Annotated in this window: 20 protein-coding genes, 2 tRNA genes and 3 rRNA genes; 14 read left to right on the forward strand and 11 right to left on the reverse strand. The window is 54.8% G+C overall.

Going from position 1 to position 25,646, the window contains the following annotated elements:
• Positions 1-8 precede the first annotated feature (8 nt).
• The 6 genes from dnaE (at position 9) to AC6I8I_RS03655 (ending at position 8,934) form a co-directional block, all read left to right on the forward strand.
• Entirely contained in the window at positions 9-3,491 is a 3,483-nt protein-coding gene (gene dnaE, locus AC6I8I_RS03630) for a DNA polymerase III subunit alpha (protein ID WP_046289208.1), read from the forward strand.
• A gap of 12 nt (positions 3,492-3,503) precedes the next feature.
• Positions 3,504-4,460 (forward strand): acetyl-CoA carboxylase carboxyl transferase subunit alpha, encoded by a 957-nt coding sequence (gene accA, locus AC6I8I_RS03635; RefSeq protein WP_312056767.1) that lies wholly within the window; start codon positions 3,504-3,506, stop codon positions 4,458-4,460.
• Positions 4,461-4,642: 182 nt separating this feature from the next.
• Complete coding sequence (locus tag AC6I8I_RS03640; RefSeq protein ID WP_312056769.1) at positions 4,643-6,793, forward strand: lysine decarboxylase LdcC; 2,151 nt, start codon at positions 4,643-4,645, stop codon at positions 6,791-6,793.
• A 70-nt stretch (positions 6,794-6,863) separates the two neighbouring features.
• Complete coding sequence (locus tag AC6I8I_RS03645) at positions 6,864-7,253, forward strand: VOC family protein (RefSeq protein ID WP_312759301.1); 390 nt, start codon at positions 6,864-6,866, stop codon at positions 7,251-7,253.
• A gap of 52 nt (positions 7,254-7,305) precedes the next feature.
• Positions 7,306-8,607 carry a tRNA lysidine(34) synthetase TilS gene (tilS, locus tag AC6I8I_RS03650; RefSeq protein WP_497828334.1) on the forward strand — a complete coding sequence of 434 codons (1,302 nt, stop codon included), beginning with the start codon at positions 7,306-7,308 and terminating at the stop codon, positions 8,605-8,607.
• Positions 8,608-8,625: 18 nt separating this feature from the next.
• Positions 8,626-8,934, forward strand: a complete 309-nt coding sequence (locus AC6I8I_RS03655) for a c-type cytochrome (protein ID WP_312056785.1) — start codon at positions 8,626-8,628, stop codon at positions 8,932-8,934.
• A 39-nt stretch (positions 8,935-8,973) separates the two neighbouring features.
• Here the strand turns inward: AC6I8I_RS03655 and rof are convergent, their stop codons facing one another.
• Positions 8,974-9,234: a Rho-binding antiterminator gene (gene rof / locus AC6I8I_RS03660; protein ID WP_312056772.1), complete on the reverse strand. Its 261-nt coding sequence runs from the start codon at positions 9,232-9,234 to the stop codon at positions 8,974-8,976.
• Entirely contained in the window at positions 9,221-9,421 is a 201-nt protein-coding gene (locus tag AC6I8I_RS03665) for a YaeP family protein (RefSeq protein WP_312056773.1), read from the reverse strand. The genes rof and AC6I8I_RS03665 overlap by 14 nt, the downstream gene beginning before the upstream one ends.
• Before the next feature lie 217 nt (positions 9,422-9,638).
• Here AC6I8I_RS03665 and arfB point away from each other — a divergent pair, with 217 nt between their 5' ends.
• Positions 9,639-10,049 carry an alternative ribosome rescue aminoacyl-tRNA hydrolase ArfB gene (gene arfB / locus AC6I8I_RS03670; protein ID WP_312056774.1) on the forward strand — a complete coding sequence of 137 codons (411 nt, stop codon included), beginning with the start codon at positions 9,639-9,641 and terminating at the stop codon, positions 10,047-10,049.
• Between the two features lie 32 nt (positions 10,050-10,081).
• Here the strand turns inward: arfB and proS are convergent, their stop codons facing one another.
• The 6 genes from proS to metN all read right to left on the reverse strand — a co-directional run bounded on the left by proS (position 10,082) and on the right by metN (position 15,643).
• Positions 10,082-11,800 (reverse strand): proline--tRNA ligase, encoded by a 1,719-nt coding sequence (gene proS / locus AC6I8I_RS03675; protein ID WP_312056776.1) that lies wholly within the window; start codon positions 11,798-11,800, stop codon positions 10,082-10,084.
• An 89-nt stretch (positions 11,801-11,889) separates the two neighbouring features.
• A complete protein-coding gene (tsaA, locus tag AC6I8I_RS03680; protein WP_312056778.1) occupies positions 11,890-12,597 on the reverse strand; it encodes a tRNA (N6-threonylcarbamoyladenosine(37)-N6)-methyltransferase TrmO in 708 nt (235 codons plus the stop codon).
• Positions 12,594-12,992 (reverse strand): envelope stress sensor lipoprotein RcsF, encoded by a 399-nt coding sequence (gene rcsF, locus AC6I8I_RS03685; RefSeq protein WP_312056780.1) that lies wholly within the window; start codon positions 12,990-12,992, stop codon positions 12,594-12,596. Before rcsF ends, tsaA begins: the two co-directional genes overlap by 4 nt.
• A 128-nt stretch (positions 12,993-13,120) precedes the next feature.
• Positions 13,121-13,936 carry a MetQ/NlpA family lipoprotein gene (locus tag AC6I8I_RS03690; protein WP_031375298.1) on the reverse strand — a complete coding sequence of 272 codons (816 nt, stop codon included), beginning with the start codon at positions 13,934-13,936 and terminating at the stop codon, positions 13,121-13,123.
• A gap of 29 nt (positions 13,937-13,965) precedes the next feature.
• A complete protein-coding gene (locus AC6I8I_RS03695; RefSeq protein ID WP_031375299.1) occupies positions 13,966-14,619 on the reverse strand; it encodes a methionine ABC transporter permease MetI in 654 nt (217 codons plus the stop codon).
• Positions 14,612-15,643 (reverse strand): methionine ABC transporter ATP-binding protein MetN, encoded by a 1,032-nt coding sequence (metN, locus tag AC6I8I_RS03700; RefSeq protein ID WP_312056782.1) that lies wholly within the window; start codon positions 15,641-15,643, stop codon positions 14,612-14,614. Before metN ends, AC6I8I_RS03695 begins: the two co-directional genes overlap by 8 nt.
• A 188-nt stretch (positions 15,644-15,831) precedes the next feature.
• On the opposite strand from metN, the gene gmhB reads away from it, so the two are divergent.
• The 6 genes from gmhB to AC6I8I_RS03730 all read left to right on the forward strand — a co-directional run bounded on the left by gmhB (position 15,832) and on the right by AC6I8I_RS03730 (position 22,048).
• Positions 15,832-16,392, forward strand: coding sequence for a D-glycero-beta-D-manno-heptose 1,7-bisphosphate 7-phosphatase (gmhB, locus tag AC6I8I_RS03705; RefSeq protein ID WP_312759288.1), 561 nt, complete (start codon positions 15,832-15,834; stop codon positions 16,390-16,392).
• Positions 16,393-16,798: 406 nt separating this feature from the next.
• Positions 16,799-18,340, forward strand: a 16S ribosomal RNA gene (locus tag AC6I8I_RS03710).
• Between the two features lie 88 nt (positions 18,341-18,428).
• Positions 18,429-18,503 (forward strand) — tRNA-Glu (locus AC6I8I_RS03715).
• Between the two features lie 230 nt (positions 18,504-18,733).
• Positions 18,734-21,639 (forward strand): 23S ribosomal RNA (locus AC6I8I_RS03720).
• 129 nt (positions 21,640-21,768) lie between these two features.
• A 5S ribosomal RNA gene (gene rrf, locus AC6I8I_RS03725) occupies positions 21,769-21,884 on the forward strand.
• Together the 16S, 23S and 5S rRNA genes with 2 tRNA genes alongside form the textbook arrangement of a ribosomal RNA operon.
• An 87-nt stretch (positions 21,885-21,971) precedes the next feature.
• Positions 21,972-22,048 (forward strand) — tRNA-Asp (locus AC6I8I_RS03730).
• Between the two features lie 115 nt (positions 22,049-22,163).
• On the opposite strand, the gene yafC is transcribed toward AC6I8I_RS03730, so the two are convergent.
• Together yafC and AC6I8I_RS03740 are read right to left on the reverse strand one after the other, a co-directional pair.
• Positions 22,164-23,093 carry a DNA-binding transcriptional regulator YafC gene (gene yafC / locus AC6I8I_RS03735; RefSeq protein ID WP_497828335.1) on the reverse strand — a complete coding sequence of 310 codons (930 nt, stop codon included), beginning with the start codon at positions 23,091-23,093 and terminating at the stop codon, positions 22,164-22,166.
• Positions 23,068-23,301 (reverse strand): hypothetical protein, encoded by a 234-nt coding sequence (locus tag AC6I8I_RS03740; RefSeq protein WP_497819667.1) that lies wholly within the window; start codon positions 23,299-23,301, stop codon positions 23,068-23,070. The genes yafC and AC6I8I_RS03740 overlap by 26 nt, the downstream gene beginning before the upstream one ends.
• Before the next feature lie 72 nt (positions 23,302-23,373).
• Between AC6I8I_RS03740 and AC6I8I_RS03745 the strand changes: the two genes are divergently transcribed.
• The gene (locus tag AC6I8I_RS03745) at positions 23,374-24,165 is read left to right on the forward strand and encodes an endonuclease/exonuclease/phosphatase family protein (RefSeq protein WP_312057639.1); all 792 of its coding nucleotides are present in this window, start codon (positions 23,374-23,376) and stop codon (positions 24,163-24,165) included.
• 101 nt (positions 24,166-24,266) lie between these two features.
• On the opposite strand, the gene mltD is transcribed toward AC6I8I_RS03745, so the two are convergent.
• Positions 24,267-25,643, reverse strand: a complete 1,377-nt coding sequence (gene mltD, locus AC6I8I_RS03750) for a murein transglycosylase D (RefSeq protein WP_089562377.1) — start codon at positions 25,641-25,643, stop codon at positions 24,267-24,269.
• Positions 25,644-25,646: the final 3 nt, after the last annotated feature.

Here is a 25,646-nt window from a genome sequence, read left to right on the forward strand (position 1 = left end):
AAACTGATATGGCTGAACCCCGTTTTATACATCTGCGTGTCCATAGCGACTATTCGATGGTTGATGGCCTGGCGAAAACCGGGCCGCTGATCAAGAAGGCGGCTGCACTTGGCATGCCCGCGATTGCGATTACCGATTTCACCAACCTGTGTGGTTTGGTGAAGTTTTACGGTGGTGCGCACAGCGCTGGGATCAAGCCGATCATTGGTGCTGACTTCAACGTGGCCAGTGAGCTGATGGGGGATGAGTTAACCCAGCTGACGGTACTGGCCGCCAACAACACCGGTTATCAGAACCTGACGCTGTTGATTTCGCGCGCCTATCAGCGAGGCTACGGCGTGGCCGGTCCGATCATCGATCGCGACTGGCTGCTGGAACTCAATGAGGGACTCATTCTGCTATCGGGCGGACGTCGGGGCGATGTCGGTCGCAGCCTGTTGCGTGGCAATACGGCATTGGTTTCGCAGTGTCTGGCGTTTTATCAGCAGCATTTTGCCGATCGGTATTACCTGGAACTGGTGCGCACCGGTCGTCAGGATGAAGAGAGCTATCTGCACGCGGCAGTTGAACTGGCGATCGCTGAAGGTGTGCCGGTCGTCGCCACCAACGAAGTCTGCTTCATCAATGAAGAGGATTTCGACGCTCACGAAATTCGCGTTGCGATTCACGATGGCTACACGCTGGACGATCCAAAACGTCCGCGCAACTACAGTCCTCAGCAATATATGCGCAGCGAAGCGGAGATGTGCGAGCTGTTTTCGGACATCCCGGAAGCGCTGGAAAACAGCGTAGAGATTGCTAAGCGTTGTAACGTCACGGTCCGGCTGGGTGAGTACTTCCTGCCGCAATTCCCGACCGGTGACATGACCACCGAAGATTATCTGGTGGTGAAATCGCGCGAAGGGCTGGAAGAGCGTCTGGCTTTCCTGTTCCCTGACGAAGCCGAACGCGCCGAAAAACGCCCGGAATATGATGAACGCCTTGAGATTGAGCTCAACGTTATCAACCAGATGGGCTTCCCCGGCTACTTCCTGATCGTGATGGAGTTTATCCAGTGGTCGAAGGATAACGGCGTGCCGGTCGGGCCGGGCCGTGGATCCGGTGCAGGCTCGCTGGTGGCCTATGCGCTGAAAATCACCGATATCGACCCGCTGGAATTTGATCTGCTGTTCGAACGTTTTCTTAACCCGGAACGTGTTTCGATGCCCGACTTCGACGTCGATTTCTGTATGGAAAAGCGCGATCAGGTGATTGAACATGTCGCGGATATGTACGGGCGTGAAGCAGTTTCGCAGATCATTACCTTTGGTACCATGGCGGCGAAAGCTGTCATCCGCGATGTCGGCCGCGTGCTGGGGCATCCTTACGGTTTCGTCGATCGTATTTCAAAGCTGATCCCGCCCGATCCCGGCATGACGCTGGAAAAAGCCTTTATTGCTGAGCCGCAGCTGCCGGCCATGTATGACGCGGACGAAGAGGTTAAAGCGCTGATCGATATGGCGCGTAAGCTGGAAGGCGTCACGCGTAACGCCGGTAAACATGCCGGTGGCGTGGTGATCGCGCCGACCAAAATTACCGATTTTGCCCCGCTTTACTGCGACGAAAACGGCCAGTTCCCGGTGACGCAGTTCGACAAGAATGATGTGGAATATGCCGGGCTGGTGAAGTTTGACTTCCTCGGCCTGCGTACTCTGACCATCATCGACTGGGCGCTGAAGATGATCAACCCGCGCCGGGAAAAGCAGGGACTGGAGCCGATCGATATCGCCGCCATTCCGCTGGATGATAAAAAAAGTTTCGACATGCTGCAGCGCTCGGAAACCACGGCGGTGTTCCAGCTTGAATCGCGCGGCATGAAAGATCTGATCAAGCGTCTGAAGCCCGACTGCTTTGAAGATATGATCGCGCTGGTGGCGCTGTTCCGTCCGGGCCCGTTGCAGTCCGGCATGGTGGATAACTTCATCGACCGTAAACATGGTCGTGAAGCGATCTCTTATCCTGATATTCAGTGGCAGCATGAGAGCCTGAAGCCGGTGCTTGAACCGACCTACGGCATTATTCTCTATCAGGAACAGGTGATGCAGATCGCCCAGGTGCTCTCCGGCTATACCCTCGGCGGGGCGGACATGCTGCGCCGTGCAATGGGTAAAAAGAAACCGGAAGAGATGGCCAAGCAGCGGTCGGTATTCCGTGACGGTGCAGAAAGAATGGGCATCGACGGCGAACTGTCGATGAAGATCTTCGATCTGGTTGAAAAATTTGCTGGCTACGGCTTTAACAAGTCCCACTCCGCCGCGTATGCGCTGGTCTCTTATCAGACGCTGTGGCTGAAAGCCCACTATCCGGCCGAGTTTATGGCTGCGGTAATGACGGCTGATATGGACAACACCGAGAAGGTGGTGGGCCTGGTTGATGAATGCTGGCGTATGGGGCTGAAGGTCCTGCCGCCGGACATCAACTCCGGCCTGTATCAGTTCCACGTCAATGAGGCAGGTGAGATCGTCTACGGTATCGGTGCCATCAAAGGTGTCGGTGAAGGGCCGATCGAAGCGATCATCGACGCCCGTAACGAAGGCGGCTACTTCCGCGAACTGTTTGATCTCTGCGCCCGGACCGATACCAAAAAGATTAACCGCCGGGTAATGGAAAAATTGATCATGTCCGGCGCCTTTGATCGCCTCGGACCGCACCGCGCCGCGCTGATGAGTTCACTCAGCGATGCGCTGAAAGCAGCCGATCAGCATGCTAAAGCGGAAGCGATTGGACAGGCAGACATGTTTGGCGTGCTGGCCGATGAGCCGGAGCAGGTAGAAAAATCCTACGCCAGCGTCACGCCGTGGCCAGAGCAGGTTCAGCTGGATGGCGAACGGGAAACGCTGGGGTTATACCTTACCGGCCACCCGATTAATCAGTATCTGAAAGAAATTGAGCGTTACGTCGGCGGGGTGCGGCTGAAAGATATGCATCCGACCGATCGCGGTAAAATTACCGTCGCGGCCGGTCTGGTGATCGCTGCACGCGTAATGGTGACCAAACGCGGCAACCGAATTGGTATCTGTACTCTGGACGACCGTTCCGGCCGTCTTGAGGTGATGTTATTTACCGATGCGTTAGACAAATACCAGCAGTTGCTGGAGAAAGACCGTATCCTGATCGTCAGCGGACAGGTCAGCTTTGATGACTTCAGCGGCGGCCTTAAAATGACCGCCCGTGAAGTCATGGACATCGACGAAGCGCGCGAAAAATACGCGCGCGGACTTGCTATATCGCTGACGGACAGGCAAATTGATGACCAGCTATTAAACCGACTCCGTCAGTCCCTGGAACCCCATCGCTCAGGGACTATTCCGGTGCATCTCTACTATCAGAGAGCCGACGCGCGAGCGAAGCTGCGCTTTGGTGCAGCGTGGCGAATTTCGCCCAGCGATCGTTTACTTAACGATCTGCGCTCGTTGATTGGATCGGAGCAGGTGGAACTGGAGTTTGACTAAAACAGGAACATTATGAGTCTTAATTACCTGGATTTTGAACAGCCGATCGCCGAACTGGAAGCGAAGATTGATTCGCTGACGTCGATTGGTCGTCAGGATGATAAACACGTTAATCTGGATGAAGAAGTTCAGCGCCTGCGCGAAAAAAGCGTTGAGCTGACCCGTAAAATCTTTGCAGATTTAGGCGCATGGCAAATCGCTCAACTGGCGCGCCATCCTTTGCGTCCTTATACCTTTGACTACGTCCGTAACGCGTTCGACGATTTCGATGAGCTGGCGGGTGACCGTGCTTATGCGGATGACAAAGCCATTGTCGGCGGTATTGCGCGTCTTGATGGCCGTCCGGTGATGATCATCGGCCACCAGAAAGGCCGTGAAACCAAAGAGAAAATTCGCCGTAACTTTGGCATGCCAGCGCCAGAAGGATATCGTAAAGCGCTGCGCCTGATGGAAATGGCTGAGCGGTTTAAAATGCCGGTCATCACCTTCATCGACACCCCAGGCGCCTATCCGGGCGTGGGCGCCGAAGAGCGTGGTCAGTCAGAAGCCATTGCGCGCAACCTGCGTGAGATGTCGGGACTGAAAGTGCCAGTCATCTGTACGGTGATCGGCGAAGGCGGTTCCGGTGGTGCGCTGGCGATTGGCGTGGGCGATAAAGTTAACATGCTGCAGTACAGCACCTATTCGGTGATTTCTCCGGAAGGCTGTGCCTCGATTCTGTGGAAGAGCGCCGATAAAGCGCCTCTGGCTGCCGAAGCGATGGGTATCACCGCTCACCGTCTGAAAGAGCTGAAGCTGATCGACTCGGTGATTCCTGAGCCGTTAGGCGGGGCGCATCGTCATCCGGTCGATATGGCGCAGTCGCTGAAACAGCAACTGCTGGCCGACCTGGCCGATCTCGACGGTCTGAGCACGGAAGAGCTGTTGGATCGTCGTTATCAGCGTCTGATGAGCTACGGCTACGCCTGATTGGGCTGATGGTCAAAACAAAGCGGACTCCGGTCCGCTTTTTTTATGCCGCCAGCCGGACTCTGCCCGTTATCCCGGTTGCCTCGCCGCCTGCGCGGCTCGCGGCTGCCTGACCTGCTGGCTACACCTTCAATCGGTTAGCGTATATGCTTACCCGATGCCACGACCAAGGGAGGTGAGCATTGAATATTCTGGCGATCATGGGCGCGCACGGCGTGTTTTATAAAGATGAGCCGTTGCGTGAACTCGACGCGGCATTAAATCTGCAAGGTTTTCAGCTACTTTATCCAAGAAACAGCGACGATCTGCTCAAGCTGATTGAACACAATCCGCGTATCAGCGGGGTGATCTTTGACTGGGACGCGCATAACAGCCCGGAACTGTGCGGTGAGATCAATCAGCTTAATGAATACCTGCCGCTCTATGCGTTCATCAACACCCACTCGCAGATGGATATCAGCGTCAATGAGATGCGGATGCCGCTGCACTTCTTTGAATATGCGCTCAACGCAGCCGACGATATTGCACTGCATATCCGTCAGTACACCGATGACTATATTGACCACATCACGCCACCGCTGACCAAAGCGCTGTTCACCTACGTCAAAGAGGGTAAGTACACTTTCTGTACGCCCGGTCACATGGCGGGCACCGCCTTTCAGAAAAGCCCGGTCGGCTGCCTGTTCTATGATTTCTTCGGCGCGAACACCCTGAAGTCCGATATCTCAATTTCGGTGACGGAACTCGGCTCGCTGCTCGATCACACCGGCCCGCATCTTGAAGCGGAAGAGTATGTGGCGCGCACCTTTGGCGCTGAACAGAGTTACATGGTGACCAACGGCACCTCGACCTCCAATAAAATTGTCGGGATGTACGCGGCGTCCGCCGGCAGCACGGTGCTTATTGACCGTAACTGCCACAAGTCGCTGACCCATCTGCTGATGATGAGCGATCTGATCCCGATCTGGCTGAAGCCAACCCGCAATGCGCTGGGTATCCTTGGTGGTATTCCAAAACAGGAATTCACTCGCGCCAGCATCACGCAAAAAGTGGCGACCACCGAGCGTGCCAGCTGGCCGGTCCATGCGGTGATCACTAACTCGACCTATGACGGCCTGCTGTATAACACCCAGTACATCAAAGAGACGCTGGATGTGCCGTCGATTCACTTTGATTCCGCCTGGGTTCCCTATACCAACTTCCACCCGATTTATGCCGGCAAAAGCGGCATGAGTGGCGAACGTATTCCGGGCAAAGTGGTGTATGAAACCCAGTCAACCCACAAGCTGCTGGCGGCGTTTTCACAGGCATCGATGATTCACATTAAAGGCGACTATGATGAGCAGACCTTTAACGAAGCCTACATGATGCATACCACGACCTCGCCGAACTACGCCATTGTCTCGTCGATTGAAACCGCGGCGGCGATGCTGCGCGGTAATCCGGGCAAACGACTGATCAATCGTTCGGTGGAACGCGCCCTGCATTTCCGTCGCGAGATCCAGCGCCTGCGCGAAGAGTCTGACAGCTGGTTCTTTGATATCTGGCAGCCGGAACAGATTGATGAGGCGCAATGCTGGCCGATCCAGCCAGGCGACGAGGCGTGGCACGGCTTTACCCAGGCCGATCGCGATCATATGTATCTCGATCCGATCAAGGTCACTATCCTGACGCCGGGCATGAGCGAACTGGGTGAGATGGCTGAAGAGGGGATCCCGGCCGCGCTGGTGGCTAAATTCCTCGATGAGCGCGGCATCGTGGTAGAGAAAACCGGTCCCTATAACCTGCTGTTCCTGTTCAGTATTGGCATCGACAAAACCAAGGCGATGAGCGTGCTGCGCGGGCTGACCGAGTTCAAACGCGCTTACGATCTTAATCTGCGGGTGAAAAATATGTTGCCGGATCTCTACGCGGAAGATCCCGACTTCTACCGCAACATGCGGATCCAGACGCTGGCGCAGGGCATCCATCAGTTGATCCGCCATCACGATCTGCCGCGGCTGATGCTGCAGGCGTTTGATGTGCTGCCGGAGATGAAGATGACGCCGCATCAGGCATTCCAGCAGCAGGTGAAAGGCAATATCGAAACGGTCGATATCAGTCAGCTGGTCGGGCGGATCTCAGCCAACATGATTTTGCCCTATCCGCCGGGCGTGCCGCTGGTAATGCCGGGAGAGATGATCACCGAACAGAGCCGTGCGGTGCTCGATTTCCTGCTGATGCTGTGCAGCATTGGCCGTCACTATCCGGGCTTTGAAACCGATATTCATGGTGCCACGCTGACAGAAGAGGGTGAATATCGGGTTCGGGTGCTGAAAAACGACGCCGGTTAAGAACTTTGTAGATTGTCAGCCAGCGGGTGCCTGCGTAAGGTAGGCACTCGTCTGAACTTAAGGAATTGAAATGCTGCAGTTAACGGCTATCCACCACATTGCGATCATCGCGTCAGATTATCAGCGCAGCAAAGCGTTCTACTGTGACGTGCTCGGCTTCAGCCTGATGGGCGAATATTACCGCGAAGCCCGCGACTCATGGAAAGGGGATCTGGCGCTTCAGGGTCAGTACACTATCGAACTGTTCTCTTTCCCTCAGCCGCCGGCGCGGGTCAGCCATCCTGAAGCCTGCGGCCTGCGTCATCTGGCGTTCACCGTGCCGGATGTTGCAGCGGCGGTCGCAACCCTGGCGCAGAAAGGGGTAGTGTGCGAGCCGATCCGCATCGATGAACTGACCGGCAAACAGTGCACTTTCTTTGCCGATCCAGATGGTTTGCCGCTGGAGCTTTATCAGGCGTAAAATAGCGCGCTCGGTGGGCCACATCCGGTGGCCCGATTGTCTGGATTGCACCATGTCTTTGTCTGCTCTTGATTCTCTGCTGCAACCGGATGCCGCGCTGGTGGTGGCATTCAGCGGCGGACTCGATTCAACCGTGCTGCTGCATCAGGCATGGCGCTGGCAGCAGCTGCACTCTCCTCAATCCCGCCTGCGGGCACTGCACGTTCATCACGGACTCAGCCCGAATGCCGATCGCTGGGCTGCGCACTGTCTGGCGCTCTGTCAGCAATGGCAGTTAGCGTGTGAGGTGTTGCGGGTCAGGGTCGATGGGCGTGACAGCGGCATTGAAGCCGCCGCCCGCACCGCCCGCTATCAGGCGCTGAGCGCGGCGCTTCAGCCGGGCGAAACCTTACTGACTGCCCAGCATCTCGACGATCAATGTGAAACCTTATTACTGGCGCTGAAGCGTGGCAGTGGCCCGGCCGGCTTAGCTGCGATGCCGCAATCGCGCTCACTCGGCGCGCATCGTCTGTTACGGCCGTTGCTCAATCATTCCCGCCAGGCGCTGGAGCAGTATGCCCGGACGCATCAGCTGGTGTGGGTTGAGGATGAGAGCAATCAGGATCTGCGCTACGACCGTAACTTTCTGCGCCAGCGTCTGCTGCCTGAACTCAGTCAGCGCTGGCCCCATTTTGCCGAGGCGACGGCCCGTAGCGCGGCACTCTGCAGTGAGCAGGAACAGTTACTGGATGAGTTACTGGCTGAACAGCTCAGCGCGCTGATTCAGCCTGACGGCAGCTTACACTTTTCGCCCTTACTGACGATGAGTGAGGTGCGTGCCAATGCGCTACTGCGTCGCTGGATTGCCGGTCAGGGCGGGGCGATGCCGTCACGGGATGCCCTGAACCGCATCCGTAATGAAGTGATGGCGAGCCGTGAAGATGCCCAGCCGCGGCTGCAGTTTGGTCAGGCTGAACTGCGACGCTATCGCCAGCAACTCTACTGGCTGCCGCGGCTCAGCTCGTTACGTGATGTCCAGCTGACGTGGCCCGATCTTCACCAGCCGCTGGCGTTGCCTGACGATCTGGGCACGTTGCAGGCCAGCCAGTCTCAACACCTGTTACGTTTTCCCCGACTGAATGAGCAGGTCAGCGTGCGGTTTCATGCCCACGGTCAGGTTCATCTGGTGGGGCGCAGCGGCGGACGGGAAATGAAGAAGCTATGGCAGGCGCTGCACATTCCGCCGTGGCAACGCGAACGTATTCCATTAATTTTTTACAATCAGACGCTGGTCTGCGCGCCGGATCTTTTCATTACCCGTGAGGGCGCGGCCATTGACCAGCATGGCTGGCAGGCTGTCTGGCATTCACTATAAAAACGCAGGAGAGCAATGATGAAAACGTGGATCGCGGCGTGTTTACTGGTCGCCGCGCTACCGGCCTGGGCGGCGGGTGATGCGCAGAGCGGGGCGCAGAAAGCAGCCAGCTGCATGGCCTGTCACGGTGCAGAAGGAAAAGCCACGGTGCCGCTTTATCCTAACCTGGCCGGTCAACAGCCGGCCTATCTTGAGCATGCCCTGCAGGCGTATAAAAAAGGTGAACGCAGCGGGGGACAGGCCGAGGTGATGAAAGCGTTCGTCGCGGGATTAAGTGATGCAGATATGGCAGATTTAGCGGCGTACTACGGTTCTCTACAGCCCTGAAGGGGAAAGGGCGGGAAAGTCCCGCCCGGAAAACGTGGATTATTCTGCGCTGACAACCACCGTTCCCAGCTCCGGATGACTGAAGCTGGCGATATGGTCGAGGCGTAACTCGCGGGTTTCACCGGCAAGATCGATGGCCAGATATTCCACATTCTTGCGTGAAAAAATCTCGCTGGCCTTTGCGCTGAGCTGCTCGCCATTTTTCATTTCCAGCGACAGCATCCAGTTATTTTGGCAGGCGAGTTCCAGGTTGTCGTAATCATCGCAATTGATGGGTTGGTACGCTTCATTTATCAACATAGTCGCTCACCAATAAGTTAGCAGCGGCGTAGGCCGCCTGTTCCCTGACAGAAGAGTTTAGCGCAGTATCTGCAGCAATATCATTAAGCGCCTTCAATGCGCAGCCAATCGCATCGGGTATGTAACCTAAATCCCCGCTGCCGATTTCGGCATATTTTCGGCGAACTAACTCACAATAATTTTGCACGTGGCCCTCCTCAGCAGAGCGTCAATACTCTGGTTAACTGGCGACTATATCACAGCCATTTGCAGGAAATCAGCCCGCTTAAAGCAGGAACAGCACGCAAAACACTGCTAAAGTGACAGATTCCGCTGTCTGACGCGGAAAGAGTCAAAGCACAAAAGGTTAAGTTGATGAACAGGTTATCGGCAGTAAACGCCCTAAGCGTACGGGAAGGTGGCAGATGATTATGCTGTCACGCAGTGTTGAAATCCCGGAGAGTGAAATTGAGCTGACCGCGATTCGGGCGCAGGGCAACGGGGGACAACATGTCAATAAAGCCAGTACGGCGATACATTTGCGGTTTGATATTGCCGCATCCTCGTTGCCACTCTTTTATAAACAGCGACTGCTGGCTGCCAGTCACCATCTGATTACGCGCGAAGGGATTGTGGTGATTAAGTCGCAGGAACACCGCAGTCAGGAGATGAACCGCGAAGCGGCGCTGCAGCGTCTGGTTAATCTGATTCGGGAACTGAGTACGGTAGAAAAGGCCCGGCGTGCCACACGGCCGACCCGCGCCTCTAAAGAGCGACGGCTGGAGGGGAAAGCCCGACGCAGTACCACCAAGTCGATGCGCGGTAAGGTGCAATAAAAAACGCCCCGCAAGCGGGGCGTCTGAAACGATTACTTATTTAATGCTTTCAGCAGGAAGTCGACGATCTCATCCTGCTTGATCATCTGCTTCTCACCGGCACGGCGCGCTTTATATTCAATCTCCTGATTGTCGAGATTGCGATCGCCAATCACGATGGTGTGCGGCACGCCAATCAGTTCCATGTCGGCGAACATTACGCCCGGGCGCTCTTTACGGTCATCCAGAATCACATCCACGCCTTTGGCACGCAGCGTCGCGTACAGCTCTTCCGCCAGCTCTTTCACCCGGAACGATTTCTGCATGTTCATTGGCAGAATCGCGACTTCGAACGGTGCCAGCGCCGCAGGCCAGATAATGCCGCGATCGTCATGGTTCTGTTCAATCGCCGCCGCGACTACGCGGGTGATACCGATGCCGTAGCAGCCCATGCTCATCACCTGGTTGCGGCCATCTTCACCCTGCACCGAGGCTTTCATCGCATCGGAATATTTGGTGCCGAGCTGGAAGATGTGACCCACTTCGATACCGCGTTTAATCTGCAAGGTACCTTTGCCATCCGGACTGAGATCGCCTTCGACCACGTTACGGATATCCGCTACGCTGGCCAGCGGCAGATCGCGCTCCCAGTTGATGCCAAAGTAATGTTTACCGTCGACGTTTGCGCCAGCGCTGAAATCACTCATCTTCGCCACGGTACGATCGGCGATAATCGGCATCTTCAGGCCGACCGGACCGATAGAACCTGGACCAGCACCTACGGCAGCCCGGATCTCTTCTTCGGTAGCGAACACCAGTGGTGCAGCCACGATGTCCGCTTTTTCCGCTTTGATCTCGTTCAGCTGGTGATCGCCGCGCACCAGCAGGGCAACCAGCGCATGGCCGCTCTCTTCAGCACCTTTCACGATCAGCGTCTTCACCGTCTGCTCAATCGGCAGCTGGAATTGCTCTACCAGTTCGGCGATGGTTTTGGCATCTGGCGTATCAACCAGGCGCATTTCCTGCGTCGGCTGAGCGCGTTCCCCGGCCGGCGCAACCGCTTCGGCCAGCTCGATATTTGCCGCATAATCCGATTCAGTAGAGAAGATCACGTCATCTTCACCGCTCTGCGCCAGCACCTGGAACTCATGGGATGCGCTGCCGCCGATCGAACCGGTATCCGCCTGCACCGCACGAAAATCCAGCCCCATCCGGGTGAAGCTCTGACTGTAAGCGCGGTACATCGCCTCGTACGTCTCCTGCAGCGACTGCTGGGAAACGTGGAATGAGTAAGCATCCTTCATGATGAATTCACGGGAACGCATCACGCCAAAACGCGGGCGCACTTCATCGCGGAATTTGGTCTGAATCTGATACAGATTCAGCGGCAGCTGCTTGTATGAGCTCAGCTCGTTACGGATCAGGTCAGTGACCACTTCCTCGTGCGTCGGGCCAAGCACGAACGGACGATCGTGGCGATCCGCAATACGTAACAGTTCCGGGCCATACTCTTCCCAGCGACCGCTCTCTTGCCATAAATCGGCAGGCTGCACGACCGGCATTGAAATCTCAATCGCGCCGGCGTTGTTCATCTCTTCACGCACGATGTTTTCGACTTTTTTCAGCACGCGCACCCCGGTCGGTAACCAGGTATACAAGCCAGAAGCCAGTTTGCGGATCATACCGGCGCGCAGCATCAGCTGGTGGCTGATCACTTCAGCGTCGGAAGGCGTCTCTTTCTGAGTAGAGAGCAGATATTGAGTAGTACGCATTGATTACGATTCCAGTTGATCGGAAAGTCACAGACAGAATTTTGCTGGCGGCTAGTGTACCAGTGAGATCACCGGCTCAAAAGCGGGTTTTAACGCGGGTCGATGGCGATCACTTCCGTTCCGGCCGCGTCGATCCGCCAGCGCACATTAAAATCGATCAGCCAGGCGGCATATTCCCGCTGCTCCACTTCGCCTTTACGGTAAGCCGGACGGGGATCCTGCGCCAGGACTTCAGTGATAAAGCGCGCCAAATGCGGGTAGCGCGCCTGCAGCTGCTGCAATTGCTGTTGCGCCTGATCCGAGAAGCGGACCGGCATATCAGCGGCCGGGGCTGCCTGGGCAAAACCGGCCCCGGCGTGCGGTAAGGCTTCTGCAAACGGCAGGTAAGGTTTGATATCAACCACCGGCGTCCCGTCGACCAGATCCAGACTGCCGAGCTGCAGGATGACCTGCTGTTTATCGATATGGATGCCCTTAAGCTCAACCAGTGACATACCAATCGGATTAGGCCGGAAGGTTGAGCGGGTCGCGAAAACCCCGATGCGCGCATTGCCGCCGAGACGGGGCGGACGTACCGTTGGTCGCCAGCCACCCGCCATGGTCTGATGGAACACGAACAGCAGCCACAGATGACTGAAGGCCTCCAGCCCGCGCACCGCTTCCGGCTGGTTATAAGGTGCCAGCAGGTGCAGCTCGCCGCCGCCATCCTGCACCAGACCAGGCTGGCGCGGTACGGCAAACTTCTCTTTCCACGGTGAGCGGATTACCCCAATTTGCGCAAAGGTGAATTCACTCATTGATTACTGACTTTCAGCGCCGAACCCTGGCACACCGCCTGGCGATAGCAGCCTGGCGTACCGGTTACGATTTCACATTTATGCAGCAGTACCGCATTGGCTTTCATCTGTGAGGCGCGGATCTGCAGGCGTTTACGGGCAGTGGCGATGTTAGCGGGTGAGTTCTGATTACTGATCTGACAATCTTCAGCAGAGACTTCACCGAGATCGCGGAACGGTTTGCTGACCAGATCAGCCGCATCGGTATAGAGCTTAACCGGTGCAGGACGTGGCGTCGGCTTACGGGACGGTTCGCTGGATTGCTGCGGACGAGAAGGTGCGCTGCTTATCGGGTGATATTCGTGAACACACCCGGTCAGCATCAATGCTAACAAGCAGAGCGGTAAAAAACGCATGGCAACATCCTCAAGTTTCAAAAAGTGGCGTTATTGAAACAAGGACCAGAATAAATAACAAGTCGGGCAGGGCACCCAAAAACAGAAAGGGCGGCATAGCGCCGCCCTTTAAAAGAAGAGTAACCGAATTACCAGCCTTTAACGGCACCGCCGTTGAAGACTTTGTTTGCGGCTTCGTTGACTTCGTCAGACTGGTAGGCCTGAACGAATTTCTTCACGTTTTCCGCATCTTTATTATCTTCACGCGCCACAATCAGGTTCACGTAAGGAGAATCTTTATCTTCGACAAAGATGCCATCTTTAGCCGGCGTCAGGCCAATCTGGCTGGCGTAGGTGGTGTTGATTACCGCCAGCGCAATCTGCTGATCGTCGAGTGAGCGCGGCAGCTGTGGCGCTTCCAGCTCAACAATTTTCAGATGTTTTGGGTTCTCGGTGATATCCAGTGAGGTCGGCAGCAGACCCACGCCATCTTTCAGCTTGATCAGACCCACTTTCTGCAGCAGCAGCAGGGTACGGCCCAGGTTGGTCGGATCGTTAGGAATCGCGACCTGAGCGCCATCCTGCAACTCATCCAGCGACTTAATCTTTTTCGAGTAGCCGGCGATAGGGTAGACGAAGGAGTTACCGACTGATACCAGCTTGTAGCCACGATCCTTGATCTGCTGATCCAGATACGGCTTGTGCTGGAAAGCATTGGCGTCGATGTCGCCTTTGCTCAGCGCTTCGTTAGGCAGCACGTAATCGTTAAACGTTACCAGTTCAACGTCGAGGCCATACTTCTCTTTCGCGACTTTCTGCGCTGCTTCAGCAACCTGCTGCTCAGCACCGACAATCACGCCCACTTTAATATGGTTGGGATCTTTCTCTTTTTGATCGCATCCTGCCAGCGCAATTGCGCCAATCAGTGCACCCACAGCGGCAATTTTTTTAAATCTGAAAGACATATCCTTTCCTTAATAGTGATATTGCTGGCTTACTTATGGGACACCGCACGTACGATGCGGTCACCACAGAATTGAATGAGATACACCAAAACCACTAACAACACCAACACCGTATTCATCACCGTGGCGTTGTAGCCGATATAACCGTACTGATAACCGATCTGACCCAGACCGCCTGCGCCGACTGCGCCGCCCATGGCGGAGTAACCGACCAGCGTAATCAGGGTGATGGTCGCCGCGTTGACCAGGCCTGGCATCGCTTCAGGTAACAGTACCTTGCGGATAATCTGCATTGGCGTGGCGCCCATCGCGCGTGACGCTTCAATCAGTCCGGTGGGCAGTTCCAGCAGAGCATTCTCCACCATACGTGCAATAAAAGGTGCGGCGCCGACGGTTAACGGCACAATCGCGGCCTGTAAGCCAATCGACGTACCGACGATGACGCGGGTGAATGGAATCATCCAGACCAGCAGGATAATAAAAGGAATCGAACGGAAGATATTCACCAGCGCCGAGAGCACGCGGTAGAGCCCCTGATTCTGCAGAATCTGTCCCGGACGGGTGACATACAGCAACACGCCGACCGGCAGACCCAGCACAAAGCCAAAGAAGCCCGAGACAAAGGTCATCATCAGCGTTTCCCATACGCCGCGCCCCAGCAACCACATCATCGCCTCAGACATAACCTAACACCTCTACTTTCACGTGATTCTCCTGCAGCCAGGCGATGGCCTGACGGGTATCGCTTTCTGTGCCGTGCATTTCGGCCAGCATAATGCCGAATTTCACACCGCCGGCATAATCCATTTGGGCACTGATAATGTTGTTATTAACGTTGTAACGGCGGGCCGCTTCCGACAGCAGCGGCGCATCGACCGACTTACCGGTGAACTCCAGACGCAGCAGCGGCACATTATCGTGGCTGGCAGCGGCTGATAGGCGTTGTTGATAGTCATCCGGGATATCCAGATGCAGCGTCGACTGAATGAACTGCTGCGCCAGCGGCGTTTTCGGATGTGAGAAGACTTCGCTGACGCTGTCTTTCTCAATCAGTTCACCCTGACTGATGACGGCGACCTGGTCACAGATGCGTTTCACCACATCCATCTCATGGGTGATCAACAGAATGGTCAGGCCGAGCCGACGGTTAATATCTTTCAGCAGCTCCAGAATCGAGCGGGTAGTGGCCGGATCGAGGGCGCTGGTGGCTTCATCACACAGCAGCACCTTAGGATTACTGGCCAAGGCGCGGGCAATCGCGACGCGTTGCTTCTGGCCGCCGGAAAGGTTGGCGGGCCAGGCATCATGCTTATCGGACAGGCCGACCAGCTCCAGCAGTTCAGCGACCCGCGCCTTAATCTGCTCGCGTGACAGGTTACCCAGCTCGAGCGGCAGCGAAACGTTGCCGGCGACGGTGCGGGAATTCATCAGGTTAAAGTGCTGAAAGATCATGCCAATCTGACGACGCGCCTGGGTTAACTGGCGTTCGTTAAGCGCGGTCAGGTCAGCGCCATCCACCAGTACCCGGCCCGAAGTAGGGCGTTCAAGCAGGTTAACGCAACGAATCAATGTACTTTTGCCGGCACCGGAAGCCCCGATGACGCCATAAATTTGTCCGGCAGGCACGTGCAGACTGACGTCAGATAACGCCTGAATGGTACGGTTGCCTTGCTGAAACACCTTGGTGATATTTTCTAATTTAATCATTACGTTATTTATTATCGTGTTGCGTTGTCCGTGGTGTGGCAGGCGGTCAAGCCTGATATGCTGTCAAAGCTGGATGGATGGTAAGGCATCCAGACGTCTAAATCAATGAAAGTGATTCAATCTGGCATTCTCCCTTTTATAGCAATCATGCGATACTGATCGGCAATTTTTACAGCAGGAGTTTCTACGTGGCGAATAAAGTCCCAGCCATTTTTCTTGATCGCGATGGCACCCTTAACGTCGACCATGGCTATGTCCATGAAATTGATGATTTCCAGTTCATTGACGGCACTATTGAGGCGCTGCAGCAACTGAAGAAGATGGGTTTTGCGCTGGTGGTGGTGACCAATCAGTCTGGCATTGCGCGCGGCATGTTTACTGAAGATACCTTTATGCGCCTGACCGAATGGATGGACTGGTCATTAGCCGATCGCGATGTGGATCTGGATGGCATCTATTTCTGTCCGCATCATCCAGAGGCCGTAGTCGAAGAGTTCCGCCAGGAGTGTGATTGCCGCAAACCGCAGCCGGGCATGCTATTAACTGCCCAGCAGGAGCTGCATATTGATATGGCAGCGTCTTATATGGTGGGCGATAAGCTGGAGGATATGCTGGCGGGGCAGGCTGCGGGCGTCGGTAAGAAAGTGCTGGTGCGGAGCGGTAAGCCGGTCACCGCCGAAGGCGAAGCCGCAGCAGACTGGGTAATTGATAACCTTGCCGCGCTGCCGGCGCGTATCAAACAGGGCTAAAATGGCGCTTTTGTGCAAATTTCAGACGAACAGCAAAAAAGTTTAAATTTGCACTTGCGCTATCTGAAGCGTTCCCTATAATGCGCCTCCACTGACACGGAACACCGGCTTACGGAGAGACGGGTCAGCAGGCACAGGAGACTGCGCCGCCGGAGAAAAGCTTCTGAAAAAGAAGTTGACTCTGAAGGAGGAAAGCGTAATATACGCCACCTCGCGACAGACGGTTAACCCGCTGCTCGCACTGCTCTTTAACAATTTATCAGACAATCTGTGTGGGCACTCGCAGGATTGATATCAGCGTCTCCGGACGTAAAAAATATCAAGTCTCACGAGTGAACACATAATGAAATTCATTATGACGTTTTACAGATGAGCACCGCTTAACTTGTTTAAGCAAATCAAACTTAAATTGAAGAGTTTGATCATGGCTCAGATTGAACGCTGGCGGCAGGCCTAACACATGCAAGTCGGACGGTAGCACAGAGGAGCTTGCTCCTTGGGTGACGAGTGGCGGACGGGTGAGTAATGTCTGGGGATCTGCCCGATAGAGGGGGATAACCACTGGAAACGGTGGCTAATACCGCATAACGTCGCAAGACCAAAGAGGGGGACCTTCGGGCCTCTCACTATCGGATGAACCCAGATGGGATTAGCTAGTAGGCGGGGTAATGGCCCACCTAGGCGACGATCCCTAGCTGGTCTGAGAGGATGACCAGCCACACTGGAACTGAGACACGGTCCAGACTCCTACGGGAGGCAGCAGTGGGGAATATTGCACAATGGGCGCAAGCCTGATGCAGCCATGCCGCGTGTATGAAGAAGGCCTTCGGGTTGTAAAGTACTTTCAGCGGGGAGGAAGGCGATGTGGTTAATAACCGCGTCGATTGACGTTACCCGCAGAAGAAGCACCGGCTAACTCCGTGCCAGCAGCCGCGGTAATACGGAGGGTGCAAGCGTTAATCGGAATTACTGGGCGTAAAGCGCACGCAGGCGGTCTGTTAAGTCAGATGTGAAATCCCCGGGCTTAACCTGGGAACTGCATTTGAAACTGGCAGGCTTGAGTCTCGTAGAGGGGGGTAGAATTCCAGGTGTAGCGGTGAAATGCGTAGAGATCTGGAGGAATACCGGTGGCGAAGGCGGCCCCCTGGACGAAGACTGACGCTCAGGTGCGAAAGCGTGGGGAGCAAACAGGATTAGATACCCTGGTAGTCCACGCCGTAAACGATGTCGACTTGGAGGTTGTTCCCTTGAGGAGTGGCTTCCGGAGCTAACGCGTTAAGTCGACCGCCTGGGGAGTACGGCCGCAAGGTTAAAACTCAAATGAATTGACGGGGGCCCGCACAAGCGGTGGAGCATGTGGTTTAATTCGATGCAACGCGAAGAACCTTACCTACTCTTGACATCCAGCGAACTTTCCAGAGATGGATTGGTGCCTTCGGGAACGCTGAGACAGGTGCTGCATGGCTGTCGTCAGCTCGTGTTGTGAAATGTTGGGTTAAGTCCCGCAACGAGCGCAACCCTTATCCTTTGTTGCCAGCGATTCGGTCGGGAACTCAAAGGAGACTGCCGGTGATAAACCGGAGGAAGGTGGGGATGACGTCAAGTCATCATGGCCCTTACGAGTAGGGCTACACACGTGCTACAATGGCGCATACAAAGAGAAGCGACCTCGCGAGAGCAAGCGGACCTCACAAAGTGCGTCGTAGTCCGGATCGGAGTCTGCAACTCGACTCCGTGAAGTCGGAATCGCTAGTAATCGTGGATCAGAATGCCACGGTGAATACGTTCCCGGGCCTTGTACACACCGCCCGTCACACCATGGGAGTGGGTTGCAAAAGAAGTAGGTAGCTTAACCTTCGGGAGGGCGCTTACCACTTTGTGATTCATGACTGGGGTGAAGTCGTAACAAGGTAACCGTAGGGGAACCTGCGGTTGGATCACCTCCTTACCTGAAGATACCTTCCCGCGCAGTGTCCACACAGATTGTCTGATAAAAAGTAATGAGCAAGACGGCTGCGAAGTCGTGACACCTTTGTGTCCCCTTCGTCTAGCGGTTAGGACTCCGCCCTTTCACGGCGGCAACAGGGGTTCGAATCCCCTAGGGGACGCCACTTGCTTGGTGACAGGTGAAAGGTGTCTCCACGAAGTATCTCAAAACCGATTCAGTTGCGTGAGCAGCCGAGCCGCGTTTGAGATATTTGCTCTTTAACAATCCGGAACAAGCTGAAAATTGAAACGACATGTCGTTTTCATTCTCCGTAATAAGAATGAAAGCCACGACATGTTCGAGTCTCTCAAATGCTTGCAGCACGCAGCGTTGAAAAACGCCTGTGGGTTGTGAGGTTAAGCGACTAAGCGTACACGGTGGATGCCCTGGCAGTCAGAGGCGATGAAGGACGTGCTAATCTGCGTAAAGCGACGGTAAGGTGATATGAACCGCTACAGCCGTCGATGTCCGAATGGGGAAACCCGGTGCACTCAGTGCATCATTGCAGCATGAATACATAGTGCTGCAAGGCGAACCGGGGGAACTGAAACATCTAAGTACCCCGAGGAAAAGAAATCAACCGAGATTCCCCCAGTAGCGGCGAGCGAACGGGGAGCAGCCCAGAGCCTGAATCAGCTTGTGTGTTAGTGGAAGCGTCTGGAAAGTCGCAGGGTACAGGGTGATACTCCCGTACACAAAAACACACAGGCTGTGAGCTCGATGAGTAAGGCGGGACACGTGGTATCCTGTCTGAATATGGGGGGACCATCCTCCAAGGCTAAATACTCCTGACTGACCGATAGTGAACCAGTACCGTGAGGGAAAGGCGAAAAGAACCCCGGCGAGGGGAGTGAAACAGAACCTGAAACCGTGTACGTACAAGCAGTGGGAGCCTTCTTTATGGGGGTGACTGCGTACCTTTTGTATAATGGGTCAGCGACTTATATTCTGTAGCAAGGTTAACCGTATAGGGGAGCCGCAGGGAAACCGAGTCTTAACTGGGCGTTAAGTTGCAGGGTATAGACCCGAAACCCGGTGATCTAGCCATGGGCAGGTTGAAGGTTGGGTAACACTAACTGGAGGACCGAACCGACTAATGTTGAAAAATTAGCGGATGACCTGTGGCTGGGGGTGAAAGGCCAATCAAACCGGGAGATAGCTGGTTCTCCCCGAAAGCTATTTAGGTAGCGCCTCGTGAACTCATCTTCGGGGGTAGAGCACTGTTTCGGCTAGGGGGCCATCCCGGCTTACCAACCCGATGCAAACTGCGAATACCGAAGAATGTTATCACGGGAGACACACGGCGGGTGCTAACGTCCGTCGTGAAGAGGGAAACAACCCAGACCGCCAGCTAAGGTCCCAAAGTCATGGTTAAGTGGGAAACGATGTGGGAAGGCACAGACAGCCAGGATGTTGGCTTAGAAGCAGCCATCATTTAAAGAAAGCGTAATAGCTCACTGGTCGAGTCGGCCTGCGCGGAAGATGTAACGGGGCTAAACCATGCACCGAAGCTGCGGCAGCGACACTATGTGTTGTTGGGTAGGGGAGCGTTCTGTAAGCCGTCGAAGGTGTGCTGTGAGGCATGCTGGAGGTATCAGAAGTGCGAATGCTGACATAAGTAACGATAAAGCGGGTGAAAAGCCCGCTCGCCGGAAGACCAAGGGTTCCTGTTCAACGTTAATCGGAGCAGGGTGAGTCGACCCCTAAGGCGAGGCCGAAAGGCGTAGTCGATGGGAAACAGGTTAATATTCCTGTACTTGGTGTTACTGCGAAGGGGGGACGGAGAAGGCTATATCAGCCGGGCGACGGTTGTCCCGGTTTAAGCGTGTAGGTGTGTGTTCCAGGCAAATCCGGTTCACTTTACACTGAGGCGTGACGACGAGGCACTACGGTGCTGAAGTGATAAATGCCCTGCTTCCAGGAAAAGCCTCTAAGCATCAGGTAACACAAAATCGTACCCCAAACCGACACAGGTGGTCAGGTAGAGAATACCAAGGCGCTTGAGAGAACTCGGGTGAAGGAACTAGGCAAAATGGTGCCGTAACTTCGGGAGAAGGCACGCTGGCGCGTAGGTGGAGGGACTTGCTCCCCGAGCCGAAGCCAGTCGAAGATACCAGCTGGCTGCAACTGTTTATTAAAAACACAGCACTGTGCAAACACGAAAGTGGACGTATACGGTGTGACGCCTGCCCGGTGCCGGAAGGTTAATTGATGGGGTTATCCGCAAGGAGAAGCTCTTGATCGAAGCCCCGGTAAACGGCGGCCGTAACTATAACGGTCCTAAGGTAGCGAAATTCCTTGTCGGGTAAGTTCCGACCTGCACGAATGGCGTAATGATGGCCAGGCTGTCTCCACCCGAGACTCAGTGAAATTGAACTCGCTGTGAAGATGCAGTGTACCCGCGGCAAGACGGAAAGACCCCGTGAACCTTTACTACAGCTTGACACTGAACATTGAGCCTTGATGTGTAGGATAGGTGGGAGGCTTTGAAGCGCGGACGCCAGTCCGCGTGGAGCCAACCTTGAAATACCACCCTTTAATGTTTGATGTTCTAACGTGGCCCCGTGATCCGGGGTGCGGACAGTGTCTGGTGGGTAGTTTGACTGGGGCGGTCTCCTCCTAAAGCGTAACGGAGGAGCACGAAGGTCAGCTAATCACGGTCGGACATCGTGAGGTTAGTGCAATGGCATAAGCTGGCTTGACTGCGAGAGTGACGGCTCGAGCAGGTGCGAAAGCAGGTCATAGTGATCCGGTGGTTCTGAATGGAAGGGCCATCGCTCAACGGATAAAAGGTACTCCGGGGATAACAGGCTGATACCGCCCAAGAGTTCATATCGACGGCGGTGTTTGGCACCTCGATGTCGGCTCATCACATCCTGGGGCTGAAGTAGGTCCCAAGGGTACGGCTGTTCGCCGTTTAAAGTGGTACGCGAGCTGGGTTTAGAACGTCGTGAGACAGTTCGGTCCCTATCTGCCGTGGGCGCTGGAGAATTGAGGGGGGTTGCTCCTAGTACGAGAGGACCGGAGTGAACGCACCACTGGTGTTCGGGTTGTCATGCCAATGGCATTGCCCGGTAGCTAAGTGCGGAAAAGATAAGTGCTGAAAGCATCTAAGCACGAAACTTGCCCCGAGATGAGTTCTCCCTGACCCTTTAAGGGTCCTGAAGGGACGTTGAAGACGACGACGTTGATAGGCCGGATGTGTAAGCGCAGCGATGCGTTGAGCTAACCGGTACTAATGACCCGTGAGGCTTAACCTTACAACGCCAGAGGCGTTTTTGAGGGACAGATTTTCAGCTTGTGACGGATAAAAATTAGCGGGAACGAAGGATTCTGCGGCATGGCGCACGGTCATGACGCAAAAGATTCGTTCCGTGCACCAAGATTTGCCTGGCGGCTGTAGCGCGGTGGTCCCACCTGACCCCATGCCGAACTCAGAAGTGAAACGCCGTAGCGCCGATGGTAGTGTGGGGTCTCCCCATGCGAGAGTAGGGAACTGCCAGGCATCAAATTTGTTCCTTTTCCCCTGACAAGGAAAGCAGCAGGAACAGACGGGTATCAGCCAGTAGCTGATAGCTGTGAAAGAATCGGTGGAGCGGTAGTTCAGTTGGTTAGAATACCTGCCTGTCACGCAGGGGGTCGCGGGTTCGAGCCCCGTCCGTTCCGCCACTTAATGGGTAAGCCCTGACTTAACGGTCAGGGCTTTTTCCATTGCATCGAATTAAGCCAGCGTAGATGACGTCAGCGCAGCGGTAACCCGCCAGCGCGAGCAGAGCGGGATCGGTTAAGGTAACTCTGTCGACGAACGATCCTCGATCTGCCAGGGTTGATCGGCAGTCCACTCACTGAGAAAATCGATAAAGGCACGCACCCGCTGGCTCAGGCCAATGTCACTGTAGTAGACCGCGTTAAAGGGCATCTCAACCGGCAAACGCTGTTCCGCCAGCACCTCTATCAGTTTCCCCTCGGCAATTTCACGATCGATCATATAGTCAGACAGGCAGGCAATACCGTTACCAGTCAGGCTCAGTTGTTTGATTGTTTCACCGCTATTAGACGAAATTTCCCAGGTAATGTCATAAAGTTCACCATTATCCAGGGCGACCGGCCAGCGGTTAAGACGTGACGGATCGACGAAGCCGAGACACTGATGCTGTGCCAGATCCGCTACCGTTTTCGGCGTGCCGTACTCTGCCAGATAGGCTGGCGACGCAACCAGCTTGCGGAAACTGTTAAACAACAGCCGTGCGCGCAACGTCGAGTCTGTCAGGTTGCCGGCACGTATCGCTACGTCGACTTTACGCTCAATAAGATTGATAAAACTCTCCGACGAGATCAATGAGAGCGTGATGTCGGGATAACGCTCCCGAAACGGTTTGATCATCGGCATCAATAAATGCAGGATCACCGGTGTGGCGGCATCAACCCGTAGCAACCCCTTCGGGGCCTGCAGGGTTTCGATCAACTCGCTTTCAGCTGTCGTCATCTGCTGCAGGAAACGTTGTACGTGGCGGAAATAGCGCTCGCCCTCCTGGGTCAGCGCCAGCTGACGTGTGGTGCGGGTCAGCAGCGCGACGCCCAGCTTGCCCTCCAGTTTTTTAATCGTCCGGCTGACGGCAGAGTTCGCCATCCGCATCTGTTCAGCTGCGCGACTGAAGCTTCCACTTTCTACTACACTGACAAACACTTTAAGCTCGTCGGAAGACGCCTTCATTACTGCTCTCCGTATTGTTACCTGACCCGGAATGCGGCACCCGGCTGGTATATTGTGCCAGGGTGCAATTTTTATCATCATTATAGGGGGAGATCAGCCTTAGCTTGATCAATGCGATGTCTGTTTCCCGACCAGTTTCTTCAAGCCGACAAAGCAGCAGATTTTTCGCTGAAAAGGGGGCTGGATTCCGACATTGATCTGCATCCATTGAAACCCCGGACTAAAATCCCTATAACAGATCTGTGTTATCTGTTTTTTGAACCATCAGTCAGGCGGGAAAGTGCGCAAAAAAACTTATGCAATGCGATATGTTGCGGGACAACCAGCGGAACAGATTTTTCCGCCGGGCGCGATGCTACATCTCGGTCAGGGACTGCCGCCCGGCGTGCCATTGCCCGCTCATCCTAACCTCAAAGTACTGGTATGGAATATCTTTAAGCAGCAACGTGCCGACTGGATGTCTGTGCTGGAAGGTTTCGGTAAAGATGCGCACCTGGTGCTGTTGCAGGAGGCGCAGACCACACCGGAACTGGTTGAGTTCGCCACCAGTAATTATCTGGCCGCCGATCAGGTGCCCGCCTTTGTGCTGCCTCAGCACCCCTCAGGCGTGATGACGCTGGCTTCAGCTCACCCAGTCTATTGTTGTCCGTTGCGCGAGCGTGAGCCGCTTCTCAGGCTGGCAAAATCGGCACTGGTTACCGCCTACCCATTACCGACCGGCGATATGCTGATGGTAGTCAACATCCATGCGGTGAACTTCAGTTTAGGCATAGACGTTTACAGCAAGCAGTTGGGGCCGATTGGCGAGCAGATCATGCACCATCGCGGTCCGGTGATCATGGCAGGAGATTTCAATGCCTGGAGCCGCCAGCGTATTAATGCGCTCTATCGCTTTGCCCACCGGATGAAACTGGAGGAAGTGATGTTTACCGCCGATCATCGTCGTAAAGCGTTTGGCCGCCCGCTGGACTTCGTATTTTATCGCGATCTGGCCGTCAGTGAAGCCTCGGTGCTGGTCACGCGCGCGTCTGACCACAATCCGTTACTGGTGGAGTTTAATCCGAGAGGCTAATCGATGCGGTTGGGTGAGTTGACCCGGCTGGCGGTAAAGGGCAGGGGAGAAGCTGGGTAGATCAAAGAAAAAGGCTGACAATTGTCAGCCTTTTCAACGTATCAGGTATCAGGATTGGCGTTATTATTCACGAACAGCGTTAAATTATCGCCGGGCTGAATATCTTTCGCATTGTCCAGCACACTGTTCCAGCGCATCACGTCTTTAATATTGACGCCGTGATGCCGTGCAATACTGGCAAGAGAATCACCCTTACGAACACGATAGGTGATGCTGTTGCCGTTATCAGCCAGGCGGGTGCCATTCGAACCGATAGTCAGCGTCTGACCCGGTCGGATATCCGCACCGCGCAGGTTGTTATCCTGCTTCAGTGTACTCACGCTAACGCCAAGTTTTGAGGCAATACCTGACAGAGTATCACCCCGTCGCACTTTATAACCGCCACTGGCGCTGGCTTTCGCGAGCTGGGTCGGTTGTACCGCTGCGATGTCACCGGAAGCCAGTGAGTTACGCAACTTAGCGACGTTGGACTTAGGCACCATAATGTAGTGCGGTCCGTTTGGCGCTGTCGCACCGCCTTTGTAGCCGGTATTGAAGCTCTTCAACTTAGTGAGCGACATACCCGCCATTTCTGCGGCCTGCGTCAGTTTTATCTGCTGACCCACTTCCACACGTGCCAGAGCACGGCTTTCGTTAGGCGTCGGCAGTTTGATACCGTAACGCTTGTTATTTTTGAGCAACTCACTCAGGGCTAACATTTTCGGCACATACACCGTGGTTTCGCGTGGCAGCGATAAGTGCCAGAAGTCAGTCGGCTTACCGCGCGCCTTATTCTGCTTAATCGCTTTTAGCACCCGTCCTTCACCACTGTTGTAGGCGGCAATGGTCAGTAACCAGTCACCGTCGAACATGGTGTTGAGACGCTGCATCATATCCAGCGCAACTTTGGTGGATGCAACGACATCACGTCGCCCATCGTAATATTGGTTCTGTTTCAAACCATAGTTTCGACCCGTTGCCGCAACAATCTGCCAGATACCAGCGGCATTGGCGGATGAGGTTGCGCGGGGGTCAAAAGCGCTCTCCACTATGGGTAGCAGTACCAGTTCCATCGGCATTTTACGTTTCTGTATCTGCTCGACTATCCAGTACATGTACGGCTCTGCCCGTAATGTTACATCGTGGAGATAGCTCTTATTTTTTAAAAATTTACTTTTTTGTTCGCGGATTCGCGGGTTTTCCGGAATCCCCATCTTCAACTCGTCACTAATGAAACTCCAGAGATCTGCGTCTGCTGCGAGGCCAGTTCCATCTTCCTGCCAACGCGGCGACAAAAACTCGTCTCCGTACTTTCCATTTTCACCTTGACCAGCTGAAGACAGACTCTGGGCATGCTGTTCGGGGATATTGGCGTCATTCCTTGATGCCTGACATCCCACCAGCAAGACCGAGGCGAGTAATATCGCTTTAGCCTTCATGTG

Source organism: Pantoea sp. X-Soil-YNGN-775 (assembly GCF_059730575.1).